Source organism: Ruminococcus champanellensis 18P13 = JCM 17042 (assembly GCF_000210095.1).
Classification (GTDB): domain Bacteria; phylum Bacillota; class Clostridia; order Oscillospirales; family Ruminococcaceae; genus Ruminococcus_F; species Ruminococcus_F champanellensis.
This window is the reverse complement of the sequence record NC_021039.1, coordinates 834,104-857,776: the sequence shown is the minus strand read 5'-3', so window position 1 is coordinate 857,776 and position 23,673 is coordinate 834,104. Positions and strand designations below refer to the sequence as shown.

General features: G+C 56.7%; 17 protein-coding genes and 3 tRNA genes. 4 read left to right on the top strand and 16 right to left on the bottom strand.

Translation table 11 applies throughout. The annotated features are described in order from the left end of the window. Positions 1-103: 103 nt before the first annotated feature. Positions 104-2,371 (top strand): HD domain-containing phosphohydrolase, encoded by a 2,268-nt coding sequence (locus tag RUM_RS11980; RefSeq protein WP_015557882.1) that lies wholly within the window; start codon positions 104-106, stop codon positions 2,369-2,371. Positions 2,372-2,428: 57 nt separating this feature from the next. Here the strand turns inward: RUM_RS11980 and RUM_RS03785 are convergent. From RUM_RS03785 to RUM_RS03720, 14 genes are all read right to left on the bottom strand, one after another. Next, positions 2,429-2,505 (bottom strand) — tRNA-His (locus RUM_RS03785). Between the two features lie 41 nt (positions 2,506-2,546). Then, positions 2,547-2,623, bottom strand: a tRNA-Arg gene (locus RUM_RS03780). A 3-nt stretch (positions 2,624-2,626) separates the two neighbouring features. Beyond that, positions 2,627-2,700, bottom strand: a tRNA-Gly gene (locus tag RUM_RS03775). 106 nt (positions 2,701-2,806) lie between these two features. Beyond that, positions 2,807-4,738 (bottom strand): ABC transporter ATP-binding protein, encoded by a 1,932-nt coding sequence (locus RUM_RS03770; protein ID WP_015557881.1) that lies wholly within the window; start codon positions 4,736-4,738, stop codon positions 2,807-2,809. A gap of 131 nt (positions 4,739-4,869) precedes the next feature. After that, on the bottom strand, positions 4,870-6,195 hold the full coding sequence (locus RUM_RS03765) for an ABC transporter permease (protein ID WP_015557880.1): 1,326 nt from the start codon (positions 6,193-6,195) through the stop codon (positions 4,870-4,872). Then, positions 6,182-6,916 carry an ABC transporter ATP-binding protein gene (locus RUM_RS03760; RefSeq protein ID WP_015557879.1) on the bottom strand — a complete coding sequence of 245 codons (735 nt, stop codon included), beginning with the start codon at positions 6,914-6,916 and terminating at the stop codon, positions 6,182-6,184. Before RUM_RS03760 ends, RUM_RS03765 begins: the two co-directional genes overlap by 14 nt. A gap of 59 nt (positions 6,917-6,975) precedes the next feature. Beyond that, positions 6,976-8,889, bottom strand: coding sequence for an ATP-dependent zinc metalloprotease FtsH (gene ftsH / locus RUM_RS03755; RefSeq protein WP_329972829.1), 1,914 nt, complete (start codon positions 8,887-8,889; stop codon positions 6,976-6,978). Between the two features lie 38 nt (positions 8,890-8,927). After that, the gene (gene tilS / locus RUM_RS11975) at positions 8,928-10,274 is read right to left on the bottom strand and encodes a tRNA lysidine(34) synthetase TilS (protein ID WP_015557878.1); all 1,347 of its coding nucleotides are present in this window, start codon (positions 10,272-10,274) and stop codon (positions 8,928-8,930) included. Between the two features lies 1 nt (position 10,275). Then, the gene (dnaB, locus tag RUM_RS03745; RefSeq protein ID WP_015557877.1) at positions 10,276-11,613 is read right to left on the bottom strand and encodes a replicative DNA helicase; all 1,338 of its coding nucleotides are present in this window, start codon (positions 11,611-11,613) and stop codon (positions 10,276-10,278) included. Between the two features lie 21 nt (positions 11,614-11,634). Next, complete coding sequence (rplI, locus tag RUM_RS03740; protein ID WP_015557876.1) at positions 11,635-12,084, bottom strand: 50S ribosomal protein L9; 450 nt, start codon at positions 12,082-12,084, stop codon at positions 11,635-11,637. 14 nt (positions 12,085-12,098) lie between these two features. After that, positions 12,099-14,069 (bottom strand): DHH family phosphoesterase, encoded by a 1,971-nt coding sequence (locus tag RUM_RS03735; RefSeq protein WP_015557875.1) that lies wholly within the window; start codon positions 14,067-14,069, stop codon positions 12,099-12,101. 44 nt (positions 14,070-14,113) lie between these two features. Beyond that, entirely contained in the window at positions 14,114-16,174 is a 2,061-nt protein-coding gene (locus tag RUM_RS03730; RefSeq protein WP_015557873.1) for a ribonuclease J, read from the bottom strand. A 298-nt stretch (positions 16,175-16,472) separates the two neighbouring features. Continuing rightward, positions 16,473-18,557 carry a nucleoside-diphosphate-sugar pyrophosphorylase gene (locus tag RUM_RS03725; RefSeq protein ID WP_015557872.1) on the bottom strand — a complete coding sequence of 695 codons (2,085 nt, stop codon included), beginning with the start codon at positions 18,555-18,557 and terminating at the stop codon, positions 16,473-16,475. Between the two features lie 58 nt (positions 18,558-18,615). After that, positions 18,616-19,914: an alanine/glycine:cation symporter family protein gene (locus RUM_RS03720; protein ID WP_015557871.1), complete on the bottom strand. Its 1,299-nt coding sequence runs from the start codon at positions 19,912-19,914 to the stop codon at positions 18,616-18,618. A gap of 128 nt (positions 19,915-20,042) precedes the next feature. On the opposite strand from RUM_RS03720, the gene RUM_RS03715 reads away from it, so the two are divergent. Both RUM_RS03715 and RUM_RS03710 read left to right on the top strand, forming a co-directional pair. After that, entirely contained in the window at positions 20,043-20,495 is a 453-nt protein-coding gene (locus RUM_RS03715; protein ID WP_015557870.1) for a YdbT family protein, read from the top strand. Next, positions 20,455-22,038 (top strand): PH domain-containing protein, encoded by a 1,584-nt coding sequence (locus tag RUM_RS03710; protein WP_081459966.1) that lies wholly within the window; start codon positions 20,455-20,457, stop codon positions 22,036-22,038. The genes RUM_RS03715 and RUM_RS03710 overlap by 41 nt, the downstream gene beginning before the upstream one ends. Positions 22,039-22,059: 21 nt before the next feature. Here RUM_RS03710 and RUM_RS03705 read toward each other — a convergent pair whose 3' ends face one another. Next, a complete protein-coding gene (locus tag RUM_RS03705; protein ID WP_015557869.1) occupies positions 22,060-22,308 on the bottom strand; it encodes a hypothetical protein in 249 nt (82 codons plus the stop codon). A gap of 152 nt (positions 22,309-22,460) precedes the next feature. Here RUM_RS03705 and spoIIID point away from each other — a divergent pair, with 152 nt between their 5' ends. Continuing rightward, positions 22,461-22,730, top strand: coding sequence for a sporulation transcriptional regulator SpoIIID (gene spoIIID, locus RUM_RS03700; RefSeq protein ID WP_015557868.1), 270 nt, complete (start codon positions 22,461-22,463; stop codon positions 22,728-22,730). Positions 22,731-22,980: 250 nt separating this feature from the next. Here spoIIID and mnmM read toward each other — a convergent pair whose 3' ends face one another. Beyond that, a complete protein-coding gene (gene mnmM / locus RUM_RS03695; RefSeq protein WP_015557867.1) occupies positions 22,981-23,553 on the bottom strand; it encodes a tRNA 5-(aminomethyl)-2-thiouridylate-methyltransferase MnmM in 573 nt (190 codons plus the stop codon). Positions 23,554-23,673: the final 120 nt, after the last annotated feature.

The following is a 23,673-nucleotide window of genomic DNA, read 5'->3' as shown; positions in this document are numbered from 1 at the left end:
AAGACAGAAGTGGGAGAGGTATGCTTCCACAGCATGACAAAAATAAAATTTAAAAATTTAAACGGAACCGGACATTTCTAAAATAAGAAACGGAGGGATTAGAATGTCAAACCTGAACAACCAAACTGCACCGGACATACAGATGATTTGGCAATGCTATGGACAGAACCCCCAACCTTTTTTGCTGCTTCGCAGTGAAACGAACGAAAACGGTACGCAAAAGCTACAGGCAGTTTATGGGAATCAGGCATTCTATGCTCTGACCAAATCGGATCCCACCACCCTGGAGGGCACTCCATACCAGGTGCTGTTCCAGGACAATATACTCCAACATACAGAACAACTGCTGGCAATTGCTACGGAGGGCGGCTCAACACAGATCCAGCTGTCAAATCAATCCATCGACAATCTGACCATCCGGGCATTTCAGTTGATGCCCGGATTCTGTGGCTGTCTGCTGTCGCAGGATAGCCAACCGGATATTTACACAGAGATTGAGAAGCTGGATGAAAACCTCAGTGGCGGTCTGCTGGTGATTGAACATGCATCTCCCTACCGACTGCTGTATATCAACCAGTTTCTCTACCTGCTGCTGGGTTATGGAACCATGGCAGAACTACAAGAGGAGTCGGAAAGTGCCTCCATACACAGCTTTATCCATCCGGAGGATCTGGAAAAGGCAAAAGAAGCCCTGCACAGCATGACGGATATAGGATTCGCCCACTGCGTTCTCCGGGTGCAGAAGAAAAACGCCGGTTATCTTTGGCTCTCTCTGCGGGGCAAGTGCAGAATGCTTGCCGGCGTACCTGTCCTCATTCTCACCGCCCACGAAATCGGAAACGAGATCGAAACCATACAACTGGAAGGAAATATCAGCCACCAGGTGAATCTGAACCTGGCAGCCCAGTATTATGCGTTGTATTACCTGGAGGCTGCATCCGGTCATTATCGGCTGGTGTTCCACGATTCCAGACTGGAACAGCCCCATATTCCCACAGACGGAGATCATATTCTGGCAACCAGAAAATATCTGGAGGAACTGGTGCATCCGGATGACCGGGAAAAGCTACTGCGCCTGACCAATGTGCGGGAACTGATCCGCTGCTCCCGGCAGTGCGGAAATTGCCGGGTCTTGAACGTGCAGTTTCGGCGCAAATGTGGCGGAGTGTATGAATGGGTGGAGATGTATTTATCCATCAACGCTGCCGACCGACCGGAACAGCGGCTGGTGACCCTGGCATTCCGGAATATCCATGAAGAAAAGCTGGCAGAGCTTGCCCACCGGTATCTGGACGTGATTGCCTATGCCATTGCGGACACCTACGATGCGGTACTGGAATATGACACCCGGTGCAACTCCTTGTTTGAACTGCAAATGACGGACGATGGGCTTCGCCGTTCCCAGCGGTGCAGAGCATCCTCTGAGGTGGTGACCCAGATGGCAAAGGAATGCATCCACCCGGATGATATGAATGCCTTCCTGGAGGAATTTCACCCGGATCGCTTCAAGAAGCTGAGCAAGGGGCAAGCCATTACCCGGGAATACCGCAGGCATTGCCCGGACGGCAGATATCACTGGTGTTCCTACAGCATGCGCTGCTTTATGCAGAACGGAAGAAAATTATACATTCTCTTTGTCAAGGACATCCACGAGACTAAGATGCGAGTGCTACAGCAACAGGCAGAGTTGCGTCAGGCAATCGTAGAAGCAGAACAACGAGCGCTTGAGAAAACCCAACAGTTGTTCACCTATTACGGCAAAACCATTGAATTGATGAGTTCCGTGGTGGAGTACCGTTCCCTGGAGTCGGGAGAGCATGTAAAGCGGATCAAGAATTATACCAAGGAACTGCTCCAGGCGGCAATTGACCTGTATCCGGAACAGCATCTGACAGCGGAAAAGATCCAGAGCATTACGGAAGCCTCCGCCCTGCATGACGTGGGGAAGATCGGCGTACCGGACGGAATCCTGCTGAAGCCTGGCAGGCTCACCAAGGATGAGTTTGAGGTCATGAAGCGGCATACCCTGATCGGGTCGGACATCGCAAAGGAGATCCCCTTTGTGGCGGAACGGAAGGCTGAATACAACTACGGGTATAACATTGCCCGGTATCACCACGAACGTTTTGACGGCAAAGGCTATCCGGAGGGACTCCAGGGAGATCAGATTCCCTTCTGCGCCCAGATCGTTGCCATTGCGGATGTGTTCGATGCTCTGACCACCAAGCGAGTGTATAAGGACGCCTATTCCAAGGAAAAGGCATACGAGATGATTATGAACGGGGAATGCGGCACCTTCGCTCCCAAAATGCTGGAATGCTTTGCCCGGGTGCGGGAGCGCTTCAACAAGCTGGTACAGACGGATCACTGATCCGCCCTGTGCGCATACAACGAAAAGCCTTCCGAATCAATCGGAAGGCTTTTTTGGTGGGGTGGGTAGTGGGATTCGAACCCACGGTCTTCGGGACCACAATCCGACGCTTTAACCAACTAAGCTATACCCACCATCGGATTATATAACAGGGACTTGCACCCTTATTATCAATTGGCGCGCCTTATTGGACTCGAACCAATGGCTTACTGCTTAGAAGGCAGTTACTCTATCCAGCTGAGTTAAAGGCGCATGTGGAGCGGGTGATGGGAATCGAACCCACGTAACCAGCTTGGAAGGCTGGCATTCTACCATTGAACTACACCCGCAGCGAATGCAATCAACCAACGAATACTATTTTATCACAAAGTGCGCCGTTTGTCAAGCACTTTTTGAAAAAAATACGCAGACCCGGGAGAAAGCCGCCAGCATTGCCTATGCTTCCTCCTCCAATAGCATCAATTCCTCAAATTTCTCCTCCATCTGTCCCTTGACCTGTTCGATCTGGTTGCAAAGCTGCTGCATGCGCTTGTAGTCCGCACAGACCTCCTCTGTGCCAATCTGCTCCTGAAGCTGCTGTTGCTGCTGCTCCAGCGCATCGATCTCCTGCTCCAGAGTTCGGATCCGGTTCCGGCGCTGCGCCTCCCGGCTCCGCTGCTCCTTGGTGCGGTAAACCTTGGTGCCCCGCTCCTTGGCCTCCTCCGCTGCACGGCGCTGCTTCTGGGCATCCGCCTCCTGCTGTGCAAGCAGCTCCCGCTGCTGATGCACCGCCAGATAGCTGTCGAAATTGCCGGGGAACAGCTCCGCCTGATGGGGGGTAATCTCCAGGATCTTGTCGGAGATCCGGTTCAGAAGGTATCGGTCATGGGACACGAACAGGATGGTGCCGGTGTATGCCGCCAGCGCCTCCTCCAGCACTTCTTTTGTGGTCAGATCCAGATGGTTGGTTGGCTCGTCCAGGATCAACACATTGCCATGCTCCAGCATCATCAGGGCAAAGCACACCTTAGCACGCTCGCCGCCGCTGATGACCCCGATCTGCTTGAACACATTCTCCCCGGTCATGCGCACCTGCCCCAGCAGACTCCGGATCTCCAGATCCGTCATGGTGGGATACCGGTCGTGCAGTTCATCGATCACCGTGTTGTTGGGATTCAGTTGAGTGCTTTCCTGCTCAAAATAGGACAGCCTTACGTTGCTGGTCCAGTGTACATTCCCACGATGGGGCAGCTTTCCCAGCAACACCTTCAACAGGGTGGATTTTCCAATGCCATTCTCCCCGATGATGCCGATCTTCTCCCCTCGCTTCACCTCAAAGGACAGAGAATCTACCAGGGTGCGCTTCTGTTCTCCGATGCCTACGGTTACGTCAATATTCTGCACTTGCAGCAGATCAAAGGGCGGCTCGGTTTCATAGGTAAACCGGAGCTTTGCCGCCTTCTGGGGCATCACCGGCTTTTCGATCCGCTCCATCCGTTCCAATGCCTTCACCCGGCTCTGGGCGCTTTTTGCAGTGGTAGCACGGACAATATTCCGGGCAACATAATCCTCCAGCTTGGCGATTTCCTTCTGCTGGGCTTCGTATTCCTTCAACTGCCGGGCGACTGCCTCCGCCTTGAGCCGGGTAAAGGTGGTGTAATTTCCCTTGTACCGGGTCAGATGCCCCCGCTCGATCTCACAGATGGAGGTACACAGCTTGTCCAGGAAATACCGGTCGTGGGATACGATCAGCAGTGATCCCTTGTAATCCTTCAGGTACTCCTCCAGCCACAGCACCGTCTGGAAATCCAGATGGTTGGTAGGCTCATCCAGAATCAGCAGATTCGGCTCCTCCAGCAGCAGCTTGGCAATGGCAAGCCGGGTCTTTTCTCCGCCGCTGAAGCTGGAAATGACCCGGTCATAGGTATCCTCCCCGAAGCCCATGCCGTTGAGGACGGTCTTGATCTTCACGTCGATCAGATACCCATCCCGGCTTTCAAAAAAGGCAGTAAGCCGGCTGTATTCTTCGGACACTACATCCAGAGCGCCGTGCATCTGCGCCTCCAGCTCCCGCATCCGGTCTGCCGCCTGCAATACATCCGCAAAGACGCTGCGCATTTCCGCATACACCGTACTGCTGCGCTCCAGTCCCCCCATCTGCTCCAGGTAACCCACCGTGGTTTTGGAGGCACGGGAGATCACCCCATCGTCCTCAACAAAGCGATCCGGCTCCTCCTTTCCGGTGAGGATCCGCAGAAAGGTGGTCTTGCCGCAGCCGTTGGCGCCCACCAGACCGATACGCTCCCCTTCGTTGATGGTCAGGTTCACGCCGTGCAGGATCTCCCTGCCGTTGTAGTATTTATGAATATTCGATAAGCTAACCAGCATGCTTTTCTCTCCATTGCCGTAATCTCTTTTTAGGCAACACCGCAAAAAATGTGCGGCATTGCCTTTATTATACCACAGCCCGGGCTGTTTGACAAGCAAAAACCGGCACCCAGAACGGATGCCGGAAGGAATCACCCCTTGGAGCGGCTGAATTTTTTCTTCGCACCAAAGTTGATGGACATGGTAAAAATCCGGTCGGAGGTAAACAGCCGCAGGGCGATGGTGATGCAGATCAGGAACACTGCTAACTGATAGCCTGCCCCGATCCAGTACAGGGCCATATTTCCGAACATGACGTTGCTCATAGCCGAAAAGGTATGGGTAAAGGGAATGGCGTACAGCAGCGTCCGGACAACCGGGGACAGGGACTGGATATCCGTCATCATGGAAATCAGATAGGGAATCATGGCAAGCACCATAATGGGCATCAGCACGGACTGGGCGGACTTGGCATCGTTCACCAGTGCCCCCAGAATGATGGACACGGACAGGGTCACCAGAATGGTCAGGAACATTTGCAGCCCTACCAGCAGGTAGCTGCCTGCGGTCATATTGACCCCAAGCTGGGTCATGATATCGTCCATGGTCTGCGCCTGCCCCACCACTTCCCCCAGGGAGGTATCCCCGATGGATTGGGACAGCATGGAGGACAGGTACCCGGTAAAGCCCAGCATGTACACCACCGCATTCAGCAGTGCTACAATGGCTGCCGCCAGCATTTTCGCCAGAATCACCGACAAACGGGATACGGGTGCAGACAGCAGAGTTTCCAGGGTTTTGTCAATTTTCTCGGTGGAAATGGCACCAATGATCATCTGGGAGGTGTACATTACCAGCATGAACACCACAATGGGAATCAGCATGTTCTGCATGGACAAAAAACCCACCAGGGTGGAACTGTTGATCTGGGCGCTTTTATCACGCACCACCGTGATTTCCTTCGTTCCAAAGGGCTGCATGGCTTTGGCAGCCTGTTCCTGGGTCATACCGGACTGCTCCATCAAGACCTGGGTGAGAATGGTGCGAATGGACTGAAGCCCCCCGGCAAGCGGATCCCCGGCACTGCTGACCATGGAGGCATTCTTCAGCACGCTGACGGTTTCCACCTGTGCCGGATCGGTTCCATGAAGCAACGCATCCGTAAAGCCCTCCGGCAGAATAATCAGGGAGGAAAGCTCCAGCCGGGACATGGCGGCTGCCCGATCCTCCCCGGTGATCTCCACCGTATCCACCTCATAGCCCAGGGCTTTCAACTGTTGGATGAGACTCCGGGTCAGCTCCGTGTCGTCCTGGTCGCAGATATGCAGGGAGCCGCTTTCCTTGGCAGCATCCTGCACCACGTTGCTGAGAATCTGCCCGATCATAAACATCATACCGGCGGTGACCACCAGCACGACCACAAGCTGAGCGGTGAGCAATTCCCGCAGCTCTTTTTTCAACAGACTAATGAACTTCATGCTGCAGCACCACCCTTTCAAATACTTCCTCCAGATTTGACGCCCCATACCGGGTCTTCAGCTCCTCCGGCTTTCCGGTGACCATCAGATGTCCGCCGGAAATAATGCCCACCCGGTCGGACACATACTCGATCTCCAGCATATTGTGAGAGGACAGCAGAAAGCTCATGCCCTCGTCCCGGGCAAGCTGCAGGATCATCTTCCGGATCTCCAGAGCGTTGATTACATCCAGACCGCTGGTTGGCTCGTCCAGGATTGCCAGCTTGGGACGGGTCATCACCGCCCGGGACAGCAGCAGCTTCCGGATCATACCCCGGGAGTAGGTACCGATCTTTTCGTTGAGCCGATCCCCCAGACCGCACATTGCCATGGCACGCTGTACGCAGGCATCCGCCTGTTTCCGGTCGGTGGTGAAAATGCTTGCCATGAATTTCAGATACGCCTTGCCGGTCATGGTTTTGTATGCCCCAGCCTCATCCGGCAGATAGGTGATGCATTCCCGCACCTTTGCCGGCTCCCTGCACACGCTATGCCCGGCAACAACAGCGTCACCGCCGGTGGGCTGCAGCAGAGTGGCGATCATGCGGATGGTGGTGGTCTTGCCGGCGCCGTTGGGGCCGATCAGGGCAAAGATCTCCCCCTCCCCGATCTGAAACGACACCTGGTCGGCTGCCAGCACCTTGGAATACTGCTTGGACAGTCCCTGTACGTCCAGTACCATATGTTCTCCTCCTTACAAAAAACAGGCTATGGAACACTCCATAGCCTGTGATTCGTTTCTTATGCCTCAGGCGTCGGATTCTCGTTGGTCGGATCAAAAGTTGTTTCCGGCTTATCCTCCTCCGGCGCATCCGGCGGTGTGACCAGCTCGCCATGCATCAGCTTTTCAAAGTCATCCCCGTCGATCTTCTCATACTTGAGCAGATACTGCGCCAGGCATTCCAGCTGATCCCGGTGGTCGGTCAGAATCTTTTCACACTTAGCGTAAGCATCCTCCATGATCCGGCGTACTTCCTCGTCGATTTCCGCCGCCACAGTCTCGCTGTAGGTATGGGTATGACCGTAGTCCCTGCCCAGGAATACCTCATCCTGTTCGGAGGCATAGCCCACCGGCCCCAGCTTTTCGGAGAATCCGTACTTGGTCACCATATCCCGTGCCATTTTGGTAGCACGCTCAATGTCATTGGACGCCCCGGTGCAGATATCATCCAGCATCAGGGATTCTGCCACACGGCCTCCCAGGAACACGATCAGCTCCTCCTGCATCTTGCGGCGGGAAACGTGGCTGTCGTCGCTCTGGGGACGAGTCCAGGTAAGACCGGCTGCCATACCACGCTGAATGACGCTGACCTGGTGTACCTTATCGGTGGTTTCCAGGTTGTAGGTAGCAATGGCATGCCCAGCCTCATGGTATGCGGTGATCTTCTTGTCGCTTTCGGTCACAAGCCGGGACTTCTTTTCCGGCCCAGCCATAACCTTGAAGGAGGCCTCCTCAATATCCGATTCAATGATGGCTTTTCTGTTGGCACGGGCTGCCAGCAATGCTGCCTCATTCAACAGATTCTCCAGATCCGCACCGGTAAAGCCCTGGGTGGTTCTGGCAATGGTTTTCAGGTTCACATCCGGCCCCAGCGGCTTGTTCTTGGCATGTACCCGGAGGATCTCCTCACGACCCTTCACATCCGGATACCCTACCACGATCTGCCGGTCAAACCGACCGGGACGCAGCAGCGCCGGATCCAGAATATCCCGGCGGTTGGTAGCAGCAATGACGATCACGCTGTCATTGGCGGTAAAGCCGTCCATCTCCACCAGCAGCTGGTTCAGGGTCTGCTCCCGCTCATCATGACCGCCGCCCAGACCGGCACCTCTGTGCCTGCCCACTGCGTCGATCTCATCGATGAAAATGATGGAGGGAGAATGCTTCTTTGCCTGTTCAAACAGATCACGGACACGGGATGCACCCACGCCCACGAACATTTCCACGAAATCCGAGCCGGAAATCGGGAAGAAGGGACAGCCCGCCTCCCCGGCAACTGCCCGGGCAAGCAAAGTCTTACCGGTACCGGGAGGACCAAGCAGCAACACGCCCTTGGGAATCCGGGCACCGATCTCGGTGTATTTCTTGGGATTTTTCAGGAAGTCCACCACTTCCTCCAGCTCGTGCTTTTCCTCGTCCGCACCGGCAACGTCCTTAAAGGTTGCCTTCTTGCCGTGCTGGGACTGCGCTTTGATATTTGCCTTTCCAAAGGCAGAATACCTGCCGCCTCCGTTCTGCCGGAACATAAACACGATCAGGAAAATACCCATGCCAAGCATCACAACAGTGGGGATCACTGTCAACAACCAGGAGCTGTCCTTGATCTTGTAGTAATCCTGCTCCAGGGGCGCATCCGGGTTCTGCTTGTTGTATTCCTGCCGGTAGTTGTCCGTATCATCCAGAAACAGGCTCACGTTGGGCACAGTGTACTTCTTCTTGTCCTTGGAATCCTTTACGGTAAATTCCAGTTCCCCTGTGCCAAGATCCAATGTATAGCTAGTGACCTGATAATCGTCAAAGTATGCAATGATCTCGGAATATTTCGTGCTCTTGCCGGACTTGGACAGCATGGGCATAATCACGAATACAGAAACCACCAGCATCACTGCGATCAGGATATACGCCAGGGCGCCTCTATTTCTTCCAGGTGTCAATCCATTCACTCCTTGTCGGACCTAAGGTCCAGTAAAATTCAGCCATCGGATACGGTCAGCGTCAGCAGCTGCTGTGTGCCGGCATCCGGCTGTACACGGGCTGAAATTCCGATCCCCTCAATCCAGATCAGCCCCGCATCATCCTGAAGATAATGCAGCTTGGACCGCTGCTGCACCGGCACCTTCTCCTGAAGCAGTTTTTTTACCGACTTGGTAAAATCCCTGCCTGCAAGGCGGATGGAATCCCCCTGCTTTCTGCCGCGCAGTACAGCCGTCCCTTTTATTTTATCATAATCCAAAGTGGCATTTGTGAATTTACTGTGAACATTGCAATTACTTGTCACTTGATTTATCTTTTCCAGTCGAGCCATGCAGATCCGTCCGGGCATCAGCCGGTTTTCCCCGATTTGTAAAACCATCTCTCCCACAGCGGGTGACGGCGCTTGTGCATGCTCCCATTTCAGCATACCCTGATCTGCGGTCAGATAAACCCCGGCAGCAATATTTTGCTTGCCGCCGGTTTGCAGCAGCTGCTCCACCCGGGCGATCCGCACTGCGGAAACCTCCACGCCGCACCGCTGCAAAAACAGTGCCAGCACCCGGCGCTCCATGGCAGGATGCAGATTTTGCAGGCCGGACAGGCTGTTCTGCGCCGGGTCAAAGCATCGGTCAAAGGCATCCTGCGCCTGCTGCTCCAGATACTGCTGCTCATCCGACAGAATCCGGGTCATGACGCCCACCGTCCGATCCACTGCTGGATTCTGCTGCCGCAGCACCGGCAGCACATGATGCCGCAGCCGGTTCCGGAAAAATGCGTCCTGGGCATTGGTACTGTCCGTCACATAGCTTTGATGCTGCTGTGCCAAAAATCCCAGGATCTGTGGTCGGGTGACATACAGCAACGGTCGGATGATCCTGCCCCGGACGGGAGGAATGCCGCACAGCCCTGCAAGCCCGGTACCCCGGGTGAGCCGCTCCAGTACCGTTTCCGTATTGTCAGAAGCGGTGTGGGCAGTGGCGATTTTGGAGCCGGGAGGGCATAGCGCTTCCAGCTGGGCATACCGCAGCTCCCGTGCCGCCATTTCGCAGGAGGTATGCTTCCGCTGTGCCGCATAGGTCGCCACATCGCATGTGCCAAGGAAAAAGGGCACCTGCCGTTCCTCACAAAGCTGTGCACAGAAGGCAGCATCCCGGTCGCTTTCCGCCCCACGCAGATGGTGATTCACATGCACTGCCCGAAGACTGATGCCAAGCTGTTCCCGCAACGCAAGCAATCCCAGCAGCAGCGCCGTACTGTCTGCCCCGCCGGACAGCGCCACCGTTACCGTATCCCCCGGCTGCACCATAGCATACCGATGGATGGTTTCCATCATGCAGTGCAGCATGTCAGCGCTCCGGGTTGGAGAACCGGGTGTACTGACCATCCCAGATCAGTTCCACCGTGCCGGTTTCTCCGTGACGGTTCTTCGCCACGATGCATTCGCTGATGTTGGGGCGCTCACTTTCCTTATTATAATAAGCGTCCCGGTACAGAAACATGACAATGTCCGCATCCTGCTCGATGGAACCGGATTCACGCAGGTCGGACAGCATAGGGCGCTTGTCCGGCCGGCTCTCCACCCCTCGGTTCAGCTGGGACAGCAGCAGCACCGGAATGTCCAGTTCCTTTGCCATAATTTTCAACTGCCGGGTGATTTCAGAGATCACAAGCACACGGTTGTCGGATTTGGTGGCGGAATCCATCAGCTGCAAATAGTCGATGACCACCAGTCCCACGTTTTTCATCCGCCGCAGCTTTGCCTTGATCTGAGGCACGGTGACACCGGAGCATTCATCCAGGTAAATGCCCATGCCGCTCAGATAATTGGCACTGGACGCAAGCCGCACCCAGTCGTCGGAGCTGATCTTGCCGCTGCGCAGCTTGTTGGAATCCACCAATGCCTCCGTAGAAAGCATACGGGTGGCAAGCTGCTCCATGGACATTTCCAAAGAGAAGATGGCGACCTCCTTGTCGGAATGCCGTGCCACGTTGGTGGCGATATTCAGCGCAAAGGCGGTTTTACCCATGGCAGGACGGGCTGCGATCAGAATCAGGTCGGATTTGTTCAGACCGGAGGTAATGGCGTCCAGCATGGAAAAACCGGTACGGGCGCCAATGTACTTTTCCCGATCCGGCCCTGCCATTTTGCCGATGGTGTCGTATGCCTCCACGATAACCTCGCTGATGGGGATCAGACCCCGTACATCCTTGCCCTGTCGGATATCGAAGATCTTCTGCTCCGACCAGTCCAGCAGGGTCTGGGCATCATCGCCGCCATCCGCCACCCGATCCAGCACCTCCCGTGCCACATAGGCGAGAGAACGGATGTAATACTTTTCCGCAACGATTTTGCAGTAGCTTGCCACATTGGACACGGATGGCATCTGATCCACCAGAGCGGCAAGATATTTTCTGCCCTCCTGGGCGTTTTCAAAGATCCGTGCCTGCAGCGCCTCGTTGAGCACCACCACAATGTCAGCCTGGGAGCCGCTGGTGAACAGCCGCAGCATGATGCCGTACAGCTGCCGGTGTTGCTCATTGTAAAAGCATTCCGGGCTGATAAGATCCACCACCGTAGGCAGCACATCGCTGTTGACCAGAATGGCACCCAGAATGGACTGCTCCGCTTCAATGCTGTAGGGCAGCTCTTTCTCCGAAAAGCCTCCCTGCTCAAGCTGATTCATGACAATCCCCTGCTTTCAATGTCAGTTTGCTTCTACCACAGAAACGGTCACCTTTGCGCCGATGCCGGTGTAGAGCCGGATCTCCGCCTCGTATTCACCGTAGTTCTTGATGTCGCTCTTGAGGCTGATCCGCTTCTTGTCCACAGTGCAGCCATACTGGGCAGCAATCTGCTCTGCGATCTGGGCTGCGGTTACTGCGCCAAACAGCTTGCCGTTTGCCCCTGCCTTGGCATGGACAGTAACGGTTTTGCCGTTGATCTTTTCCGCAATCTCCCGGGCGTTCTGCTTTTCCACGTCGATCTTATGCTGCTGGCTTGCCTTCTTCCCGGCAAGATCACTCAGGTTCTTGGCAGTTGCCTCCAGGGCAAGTCCTTTGCCGATCAGAAAGTTTCTTGCAAAGCCGTCTGCCACTTCCTTTACGTCCCCGGCCTTGCCGGTTCCCTTTACATCCTTTGTTAAAATAACCTTCATCTGAATCTTCCTTTCTACTTGCTTTGCTCCGGCTGGGCAAATTCCTCAGCAAGCACTTGCAGCAGCTGCTGCTTCGCCTCAGCAACGGTAATATCGGGAATCTGGGTGGCAGCCATAGTCTGGTGCCCGCCGCCCCCCAGCTTTTCCATCACAACCTGTACATTCATGCTGCCCATGAAACGGGCGGAAATGTTCACCTCTCCGTTCAGGCTGTACAGCACAAAGGACGCTGCCACGGAGCGAATCCCCAGCAGCTCGTCCGCCGCCTGGGGTGCCACCAGCTTGATGTCGTTGAAAACCTCATCCGCCACTGCAATGGCACAGTGGTGGTACAGTTCCGCCTGGGACACCAGGTGTGCCCGGTGCTGATAGGTTTCGATGGAACTGGAGAAAAACTGTCTGACGGCAATGGTGTCTGCACCCATTTTTCGCAGATACGCAGCCGCTTCAAAGGTACGTACCCCGGTGCGCATGACGAAATTCTTGGTGTCCAGCATGATCCCCGCCAGCAGCACATCCGCATAGGCAGGGTTCAGATGCTCCGTATTCCGGAAATGCTGCAACAGCTCCGTCACCAGCTCCGCCGCCGAGGAAGCATAAGGCTCGTGGTAGAAGATCACCGCATTGTCGATAAAGTTCACGATCTTCCGGTGATGGTCAATGACCACCACCTGCCGGGCATTCTGGTACAGATCCACGCTTTCCACAAAATCCTTGCTGTGGGTATCCACCACGATCAGCAGGGTCTGCTCGGTCATCTGGGTCAGCGCTGTGGGCACGTCAATGGTCAGGTGGATATCCTCCGCCTCCATCCGGTCGATCAGCACCCCGGCTAAGGTGGTCTGCCGATCCACCACCACATGAGCAGGCTTGCCGCTCTGCAGGATGGCACCAGCCAGACCAATGGCAGAGCCGATGGAATCCAGATCCCCGTACCGGTGTCCCATGATCATGACCCGGTCGCAGGTATGTATCAGCTCCTGCATGGCGTTGGCAATGATCCGGGTCTTTGCCCGGGATTTTTTCTCCACGCCCTTGGACACGCCCCCGAAGAATTTATAGCCGTTCTCAGTTTTCAGGGCAACCTGGTCGCCCCCTCTGCCCAGCGCCATATCCAGCGCCTGCTTGGCAAATGCCTCGCTTTCCTCCAGGGTGGACGCCCCATGCCCCACGCCGATGGACAGGGTAATGGCGTACCGCTCCCCTACCGTAATGGTGCGGGCATCGTCCAGAATCCGGAACTTGCCCCGGATCATCTGCTGCAAATGCTGTTCCTCCACCACTGCCACAAACCGGTCGCTGGACAGCTTCCGGAGTACACCGGTGGTAGGCGCCATAAACCGCTCCAGCATCTGCTCGATGGCAACGAACACGGTGGCTTTTTCGCTTTCCTTTGCGTTTTGCAGCACGTCCTCGTAATTATCGATCACCAGCAGCATGACGGTGGGACGGGTATTGAGGAAGGTGTCCTGCAGTGCGGCATAGTCCGTCACATCCGTAAAGCACAACAGATGCAGATTCCGGTCATTCCGGGTACAGGTGGTCACACTGATTTCGTACTGCTTGTCGCAGTAATGGACGCTGCCGCTGCCGGTTTCCAGCAGGGTGGGCAGATCCAGATCCAGCACCTCCCCGATCCGCAGACCGAACACATCGTCATTCTCCAGAATATCCCTGCCGAACAGCAGGTTGTACCAGAGAATCAGACCGCTGTCGTCCAGGATGACGGTGGGCACCGGCAGAGAATACATAGTTTCATGCTCCGCAGCGGCAAGCTCATCGTTCAGTGTGGCAATAAAGCGGATATTCCGCTTGGAAAACAGGAAAAAAGAAATCAGGAACAAAACAGCCGAAACAAACAGCAGCACAACGGACAGCCAGAACCGTTCCGTATCATAGCCATGCAGCCCATAGGCGGCATAGCCAGCCGAACACAACAGCAGACCCACCGTTATACAGAACCATACCGGTCGCTTTTCCCGCATTTCTCACGCCTCCTTTGCTGCATGCCGGATCATGCCCGGATGCATCAGTGAATCTCTGAAATGATCGGCAGGATCATCGGACTGCGCTTGGTCTTGGAGAAAATAAAGTCGGACAGCGCATCCCGCAGCTTGGTCTTCATGGAGTTCCACTCCCGGAAATCCTGGGGCGTGCAGCTTGCCAGGGTGTGACTCAACAGGTTCCGTGCCTCATCCATCAGCTGTTCGGACTCCCGCACATACACAAAGCCCCGGGAGATCATATCCGGCCCTGCCACCACTTCTCCGATGGACTTGTCGATGACCACTGTTACAATGATCAGACCATCCTCTGCCAGATGCTTTCTGTCACGCAGCACGATGGAGCCAACGTCCCCCACGCCAAGACCGTCCACCATGACTCTGCCCGCAGGCACCTGGGACACGATCTTCATATCCACGCCATCGGTCTCGATCACGTTACCGATGTCCCCGATGATGATATTTTCCTTGGGAATGCCCATATCCATCGCCAGCTGCTTCTGCTTCTTGAAGTGCTTGTATTCCCCGTGCACCGGCATATAGAACTTAGGTTTGGTCAGCGCCAGGATCAGCTTGGTTTCCTCCTGGCAGGCGTGTCCGGACACATGCACCTCGTACATGCGCTCGTAGACCACTTCAGCCCCACATTTCATCAGCTCATTGACCACCTTGGTCACGGTCTTTTCATTGCCGGGAATGGGGGTGGCGGAAATGATGATGAAGTCCTGGGGGGTGATGGTCACCTTCTTGTGATCGTTCATGGCCATCCGGGTCAGGGCGGACATGGGTTCCCCCTGGCTGCCGGTGGTGATGAGCACGATCCGCTCGCTTTCGTACCGGTTCATCATATCGATGTCGATGATGATACCCTTGGGCACGGTCAGATACCCCAGCTCAATGGCAACGGTCATAACGTTCACCATACTTCTGCCAAAGATGGCAACCTTTCTGCCGTACCGGGCGGCGCAGTCGATGATCTGCTGCACCCGGTGAATGTTGGAGGAGAAGGTGGCGATGATGATCCGCTTGCCCTCTGCCTTGGCAAAGAGCTTTTCAAAGGATTCACCCACCGTCCGCTCCGAAGGGGTAAAGCCCGGCCGCTCTGCATTGGTGGAATCGGACAGCAGCGCCAGTACGCCCTTGCTGCCCAGCTCCGCAAACCGTGCCAGGTCAATGATCTCTCCGTTGATGGGGGTATAGTCCACCTTGAAGTCGCCGGTGTGTACGATCACGCCGGCAGGGGTATGGATCGCCATGCCCACTGCGTCCGGGATGCTGTGGTTCACCCGGATGAACTCCACTGCCATGCAGCCGAATTTCACAGTCTGCCGGGGCTTTACCACGTTCAGCTTCACCTTGCCCAGGAGCCGGTGCTCCCGGAGCTTTCCCTCCACCAGCGCCAGGGTCAGCTGGGTGCCGTATACGGGAATGTTGATCTTCTTGAGCAGGTATGCAAGTCCGCCGATGTGATCCTCATGACCATGGGTCAGCACCACGCCCCGGAGCTTGTCAACATTCCGCTCCAGGTAGGTAAAGTCCGGGATGACGATATCCACGCCCAGCATATCCGAATCCGGGAACGCAAGGCCGCAGTCGATCAGGAACATGTCGTTGGCGCACTCCACCACGGTCAGGTTCTTGCCGATCTCGTTCAGACCGCCCAGAGGAATGATCCGTACAGGGGTCTTCCGCAGTTCCTTCGGCTTTTTCTGGTTCTTTGACTTGTGGGCAGCCTGCTGCACCGGCAGCAGCTGCTCCTGCTGGGGCTTATTTGCCTTCGGGGGCTTTACGCCCAGCTTCTGGGGGTTCCGGCCTGCCGGCTTTCTGCCTCCCTGCTTCTGCCCGTTCTGTCCCTGCTGAGGCACTGCTCCGCTTTCACGCTTCGGACGTACAAAGCGCTTCTGATTTTCATTGTTCACATTTAACCTCTCTTTCCGGCTGCACCGCACAGTTCCTATGCAGTACTGCCTTCCTGTTGTTCCCGGCACAACACGCAGAAAGATGGTACAAGGGAACATCTCCGCACAAAACGGGGCGGCGCTGTCCGGCAGAGCAGCCCTCCATGGCTCCGGCAGGGCGGTCTGCATGTATTACTCCTTCGATTTCGTTGAATCAGCCGCAATCGTCAAAACATCAAAGCGACGGGAGTTCCACATCCTCCCGCCGCTGCATAGTCAATGCTGCGTCATTGTCCGGGTATGTATGTATGAACCTGCCAGAAACAGACAGGTTCTTGATAGGCGTTCTCGCCTTTGATTCCAGAATGCATCGCCGGGCATCCTGCCCAAGCGTATAATTAGACAGGCTAATTATACGCCAAATCGCACAAAATGTCAAGGGCATTTTTTCAGACAATGCACAAAGATCTGTGGGTTTTCGGGAGATTCAGCAGTATCCCCTCAGAAACGCCTCTGCCTGTCCGCATAGCTCCTGTGCAGTTTCCATGTCAGAGGATGCCGCATACAACAGCAGACTCTCCCGCCCTTCCGGCAGCACCCGGACTGCCCCCTGGGCGTTCTCCTGCAGCACGCCGCCCCGGGGATCCCCACAGACACGCTGCAGCAGCTGACGAGCGCTGTCCCCTGCCTCCATCAGCCGCCGGGTAGTATACAGGGGCGGCAGCTGTGCCAGCAGGGCGGACAGGCTCTCCCCGGTTTCCGCCAGAAGCTCCGTCAGTTCCATGCCAAGCTCCAGTCCATCCAGGGAAAACCGCTGTGCCAGTGCCAACGCCCGTGCCCGGGAATCCTCCTCCCTGCCGTAACGAAGAATCCGCCTGCCGTAAGTTTCCATCAGCCTGTCCCCTGCCGCCGGGAACCAATCCGGCAGGGCTGCGTCCTCCCCCTTCCGCCCCCGGAGCATGCAGCACAGCAGGAGCAGCTGCTCATAATGCACAAAGCCGGTATCCTCCCCGTACACTGTCAGCCGCCGCCCTCCATCGGACAGCTGGAACACCAGGGGCGCACCGGTGCCTCCGAACAATGTCTCCGCCAGCCTGCCCAGTCCCGGCGCACCGGCACTGATCTCAATGCGCCTGCCGCAGTCGGATCTGCTCCGCAGAGCCAGCTGCCGGGTATACAGGGCGGCAAAGCCGCTTCCCTCCGCAATCATACCGCTGCGGTGCTTCCGGAATCCCAACCCGGATGGCATCGACAGCGCCCCTCCGATCTGCTGCTCCTGCTGCCGGGTCAGAGGCAGTCCCCCTTTGCCGTAAAGAGTCAGACAGTCCTTGGCTCCGGCGTCCGCATACAACAGCAGGTCACAGTCGCCCATCACAGATGCCGCCTGCAATTGGGGCAGGGTACAATCCTCCAGCCGCAGACAGCCGCCCCCTGCCAATGCGATCCCCGCACACAGGGTATGCAGCAGCACCCGGCTGTCCGGATCCTCTGCACAGCCCACAGCCGTATCTCCGCAGGCAGCAAGTCCCTCCCCCAGCCGCAGCATGCCCAGAGCCGTCTGCTCTCCGCACAGGCAGCCGCTGTCCAGCTCCAGGGGCACCGGCAGACTGCTTCGCACATCCTCTGCCGCATCCGTCCGGGGCGGCACCCGCTTATCGGTGTACACCTGCACGCCCTGCCGCAGGACGGACGCCTCCCCAAGCCGGGAATTCTCCCCCAATGCACTGCCGGGTTCCATACAGCTGCCCTGCATCAGCATGGCGCCGGCGCCGATCCACGCCTCCCGGCACACCACATTGTCCCCGATGTATGCACCGTCCCCCACCACGCAGTCCGTCAGCTCCACGCCGCTGCCAATGGACACCTGCCTGCCCAGGATACAGCTCCGGATCCGACTGTCCCCTCCGATTTTCAGTCCGGCACCGGTGCAGCAGGGCTGCTCCAGCCGGTTGTCCGGCTGTCCGTCCGGGGTAATGCAGCCCTGTGACGTCCGGATGCCGGCTGTTTTGAGTCCGCTGCGGAGTACGGCACGCTGGGCACGAAGGTATTCCCGGACGCTGCCGATCCGATGCCATGTGCCTGCGTCCGGATACAGCTGTGCCTGTTCCTGCCGTGCCAGGACATACAGATCCTGGCGCAGGGGCATCCCGGCAGAAAGGATGCAGCAGCCGGTAAACGCCTGGCCGTTTTCCAGCATAGGGTACAACTCCGGCTCGGTCACAGCAATGCACAGGGCGGTCATGCCCCCATGGTTCTGATGCACGGACAGGGCGGCACACAGATCAAAATCCGCCAGCACCGGCTCCGGGATCACCAGGGTATCCGTACCGGTATGATCCGGCGCTTCATGGGCATAGGCAAGGGGCATGCCCCGGTACAGGCTCCCGAACTGGCAGGAAAGCTCCCTGCCATCCTCCACAAGAAGGGTCTGTTCCACACAGCCGCTGTCCGCCAGCAGATCCAGCAGATACGCAAGCAGGGGTCTGCCGCACAGAGGCAGCAATGCCTTGGGCAGTCGGCTCAGAGGTGCCAGCCAGCCGCAGCCCCCGTCACAAAAAATCACAGCGTTCATGTTCCATACTCCCTTTCCATTGGTCAGTCAAGGAAAGTATGTACCACCCCACCCGGGCTTATGCAGGCGGATGCACATGCCGCCGCAGCCCGATCAGTCCGATCAGATTCGGAAACGCCATCAGCCCGTTGAACAGATCCGACAGCTGCCACACCAGGGTCAGATCCTGCACCGCCCCGATCATACAGGCAAACAGGAAACAGATCCGGTACACACAGCTGCCCCATCGGGGGGACAGATACCGGGCGGCGGATTCCCCGCATACACTCCAGCCAATGAGGGTGGCAAAGGCAAACAGCATCACAGACAGGGTAATGAAGATCCTGCCGAATGCGCCGAACCTGGCGGAAAATGCAGCCATCACCAGAGCAGCCCCCTCCAGAGTCGGATCCGTCACGCCGCTGCACAGGATCACCAGGGCGGTCATGGTGCAGCACAGGATGGTATCCGCAAACACCTCAAAGATGCCGCACATACCCTGGACGCAGGGATCCTCCGCTTCCCCTGCCGCATGCAGCAGGGAGGCGCTTCCCAAACCGGCTTCATTGGAAAATACCCCCCGGCGCAGACCAATGTTGATGCACCGGCGCACAGCGGCTCCGCTGATGCCGCTCCCCACTGCGGTCAGCCCGAAGGCACCCCGGAAAATGCTGCTGAAGGCCTCCCCCAGTGCATCCCGGCGCAGGATCAGAAAGACCACGCCACAAAGCAGATACAGCCCGGACAGGGGCAGGATCAGGCTCTGGGCTGCTTTGCCGATGCGGTCAACGCCACCCAGAATTATGATCCCCGCCAAAGCGGCAGTTACCAGACCACATACCACCGGCGGCACTCCGAACCCATCCCAGGCAGCACAGGCAAGGGAGTTGACCTGTGCCAGATTGCCCATACCCAGGGACGCCAGCACACAGCATCCGGCAAAGGCAAGGGCAAGGGGACGGCTGCGCATGCCCCGCTCCAGATAGGCAAGGGCACCGCCGCACCAACTGCCGTCCTCACACCGGTACCGGAACAATGCTCCCAGCATATTTTCCGCATACACCAGCAGCATGCCCAGAATGGCGGAGATCCACATCCAGAAAATCGCCCCTGGTCCCCCCAGAGTGAGCGCCGTTGCCACTCCCACAATGTTTCCGGTACCCATGGTGGCGGCAAGGGCAGCGGACATGGTTTGCAGCTGAGAAATCCTGCCGCTGCCTGCCGTCCGGCTCCGGCAGCCGGAAAAGGTACAGCGCAGTACCCTTCCCATGCCCCGGAGCTGAAAGCCGCGCATACGGACTGTGTAATACAGCCCGGTGCCCAGCAGCAGGCTCAGCAGCAGATTGCCCCAGATGAATGCATTGACGGTTTCCAGCATAGTACCCTCCACAGCAGCGTCTCGGCTCTTGAATTTCGACAGAAGAATGTGCTATAATGATAATAGAGAAGTCTGCGCAGAAAGCATATGCGGCGCAGAGAGGAAACAGAACGAAGGGAGGGGTATGCATGCGGCGGTACTTTGCGGACAAAACCTGTATCAATCTGATCCGGCTGGTGCTGCTGCTGGTCACCGCCCTGCTGGATGCACTGGCGTATTATTTCATTCCGGTTGCCCCCTACCTGTCCGCCCTGCCGATTGTGCTGTGGGTGGTGATCGTCACCGTAACGGTAGCCGGACTGTTTGCTGCCATGGTCTACCTGCCCCTGTACTTCCGGCATACCTGCTACTACGTTTCCCCGGAACAGGTGGTCAAGCACAGCGGCTGCTTCTTTGTGCGGACACAGACCCTGCGCCGCAGTGCGATCCAGTATACCACCTCCATTTCCACACCCTTTTCCAAGATCACCGGGCTGAATTTCATTCTGCTGAGCGCATTCGGCGGCTCCATGCTGCTGCTCTTTCTGAGCAAGCGGGATTATGAGCAGCTGCGTACGGCGTTGCAGCCCCCAAGGGGGTGACGGCTTGTACCGGGAGCATCCGATCAATATCCTCAAATACGCCGGCAAGAATATCTGGCTGCTGGTGTTCCCCCTGCTGCGCGGCATCCGCTCCATCCAGCTGGATGTGTACGCCTTTTACCACTGGCTCCAGGGCGCCTGGTTCGACCTGCTGGTGGTGCTGGTGATCCTGGGCATCGGCTATCTGCGATGGCACTTTATCCAATTCCGGGCAGAACGGAACTGCTTTGTGTATTCCAGCGGCATACTGATCCGCCGGGAGGTGGTGATCCCCTATGACAATCTGTCGGTAATTACCGCAGAGCACCCATGGTGGCTGCGGCCGCTGTTTGCTGTCCGGGTGCAGCTGGACACCCGTGCCGGCGCACTGAAAACCATGGATATTTCCATTCTGGTACGGCGCTCCGATTACCGGCGCATCAAGCAGCGGCTTCCCATCCGGCTCCGCAGCAGCAAAACACGGATCTATCGCCCCCACTGGCTGTCCATCGTATTTTTCTCCTTTATTTTCTCCAGTAGCCTGTCCGGGGCGCTGTATCTGTCCACCTTCTTCTTTCAATTCGGCAAAATGGTGGATACCATGCTCCAGGAAAGCCTGACCCGGCGATTGACGGAAATGGCAGGAGAAATGGCAGAGGAGATCACCGCCCACATGGCACAGATCTCCCGGATCGCCAGCAAGATCCCCCCCATTGCGGTGGGTGCCGCCATTGTGCTGCTGTCAGCCTGGCTGCTGTCGTTCCTGGTCAATATGCTGCGGTACATCGGCTTTCGCTATGAACAGGACGAACACCAGCTGCGGATCCGCTCCGGTCTGCTGACCCGACGCCGGTATATTATCCAGAGCGACCGGATCAATTACATCGATCTGCGGCAGAATCTGTTTATGAAGGTGTGCCGGATGACCAGCGTGCAGCTGAACTGCTCCGGCTACGGCAACGCCCGGCGGGAGCTGCCGGTCATGGTGCCCATGATTCCTCGTCAGAAGATCCAGGAGGCAGTCAGCTCCTTTTACCCCCAGGCGTTCCCGAAAAAGAATCAGTTTCGTGCCCCGAACAACGGCATGATGACCTATCTGTACGCCCCGGGCATTGCCGCCGCAGTGATTCCCATCGTCTCCCGGCTGCTGCAAAACCTGCTGCCCCAGTTTTCGGATTTCATTTCCTTCGGCATGCTCATGCTGGAGATCCCCATGCTGTGGATGCTGGTGGTCAAAACCGTAGCCTGGCGCACCACCGGCATCACCGTACAGGGCAATCTGCTCTGCGTCCGTTACTGCCGGGGATTCCGGTTCCACACCCTGCTGGCAGACCGGGGCGCCCTTGCCAAGATCCAGATCCGGGTATCCCCTTTCCAGCGCTGGTACCGCAAATGCGACCTGCACCTGTATTTTTACGGCAGCATCCCCCACGGACATCCCCTGCTGGGATTCCGGATACAGGATGTGGAACAGCTGTATGCCCAGCTAGGACTGATCCTGCCGGATGAGCTGCCGGAATGCGGCATACACAGACAAACAGAAAACACCGCTCCGGAAGCATGATCCGAAGCGGTGCTTTTCGTATTATGTAGCGGCGTATTCTGCATCCAGCCAGGCGATCAGCCCGTCGTAGCCCTCCTCCGTCAGAGGAAATTCCGCCCTGCCCTCCATTTCCGAAAGCTCAAAGCACAGGGGCGTGCGCCAGCAGGCAACGTGAATCTGGCCGTCCACATCGATGCGGAACCGCAGCTTCCCCTTGCTGCCGGTATAGGTATTGCCTGCCTGGAAATAATAGATCCCGGGCAAATCAAACTGATTCCGTTTCCGTTCCATACTCCTCCTCCCTTCCGGTATCATCATAGCACACTTTTTCTGACCCGTCAATGCTGCCGTAATACCGCACCCTTCCCGTGCATATATATCAAACGGATGCTGACGCAAAGCGGGCGTGAGCCATCAGACCATAGCACGATGGGAGTGAGGTCATGAAGGGACAGCCGAACGACCGGGCAATTATCCTGGGCGAGTACATCCTGGAACACAAGGCCACTGTGCGGGCCGCTGCAAAGCAATTCGGAATTTCAAAATCAACTGTTCATAAAGATGTCAGCGAGCGTCTTCCGAAAATTCAGCCCCAGCTTTACCCGCTTGTGAAAGAAGTACTGGAGCTTAACAAACAGGAACGACACATCCGGGGCGGATTGGCAACAAAAGAGAAATATGCAAAGCTGGAACAGCAAAAACATAAGTATTAAGACAGGCTTGTATAGTGCTGTCAAAGCAAATGCGCACATGACAGCAAGATCATGTGCGCATTTTGTGGTTCCCCGGGTAACCTCTATCTCAAGCGGCATTCCGGCAGACAGCCAACGAAAACAGCATCCCGAGAGCAGCCTGCCGGACAAGCCGCCACTGTCTTTTGCTGAAAGGGTCCGCCGCTGTTGATAGTGTATGCAAAAACCCGGAGAATGCTACACGGAAGTTATTGGACGGCAGCCTCAAAACTCATTTTCCCTTCCAGATCAGCACCGGGATGGGAGGACAGTTGCTCCGGTTGGCAAATTCACAGATCATAACGGTGTACTGTTTGCTGTCAATGGTGCGCAGATACGCCAGCAGAGCGTCCCGCTCTGCGAAGCCGGTCTCCCTGCCGTAATAGATGCAAAGGCTCATGATCCCGTCCTCCCGCAGCAGCTCCAGTCCCTGCCCGATGGCGGCGATGCTGGTATCTGCATGGGTAAAAATGTTGTGATCCCCACCCGGCAGCCAGCCAAAATTAAAGGTGATGCAGGAAATGGTTCCGGGCTGGGCATACTCCCCCATGGTGCTATGACTCCCCTGGATCACCGTGGCACGGTCTGTGTACCCCAGCTCCGCCAGCCGGGCATTGGTACTGGCGATGGCGTCCGACTGAATGTCAAAGGCGGTCACATGCCCCGTCTCCCCCACCAAGCCGCACAGCAGGGCGGTGTCATGTCCCCTGCCGGCGGTGGCGTCAATACACAGATCCCCGGGCTTCACATGCTCCCGGATAAATTTATGCGCCCACTCCAGTGCGCTGAAGGATTTCAAGTCCATTACAGTTCGTTCCTCTCTTTTTTTCCAGGCGTGCTCTGTGCGGTGTTGTCTCTATTGTATCCCCATCCGGCGAATCTGTCAAGGAAAGCGTTGACAGTCGGTGCGCCGGATGCTATACTG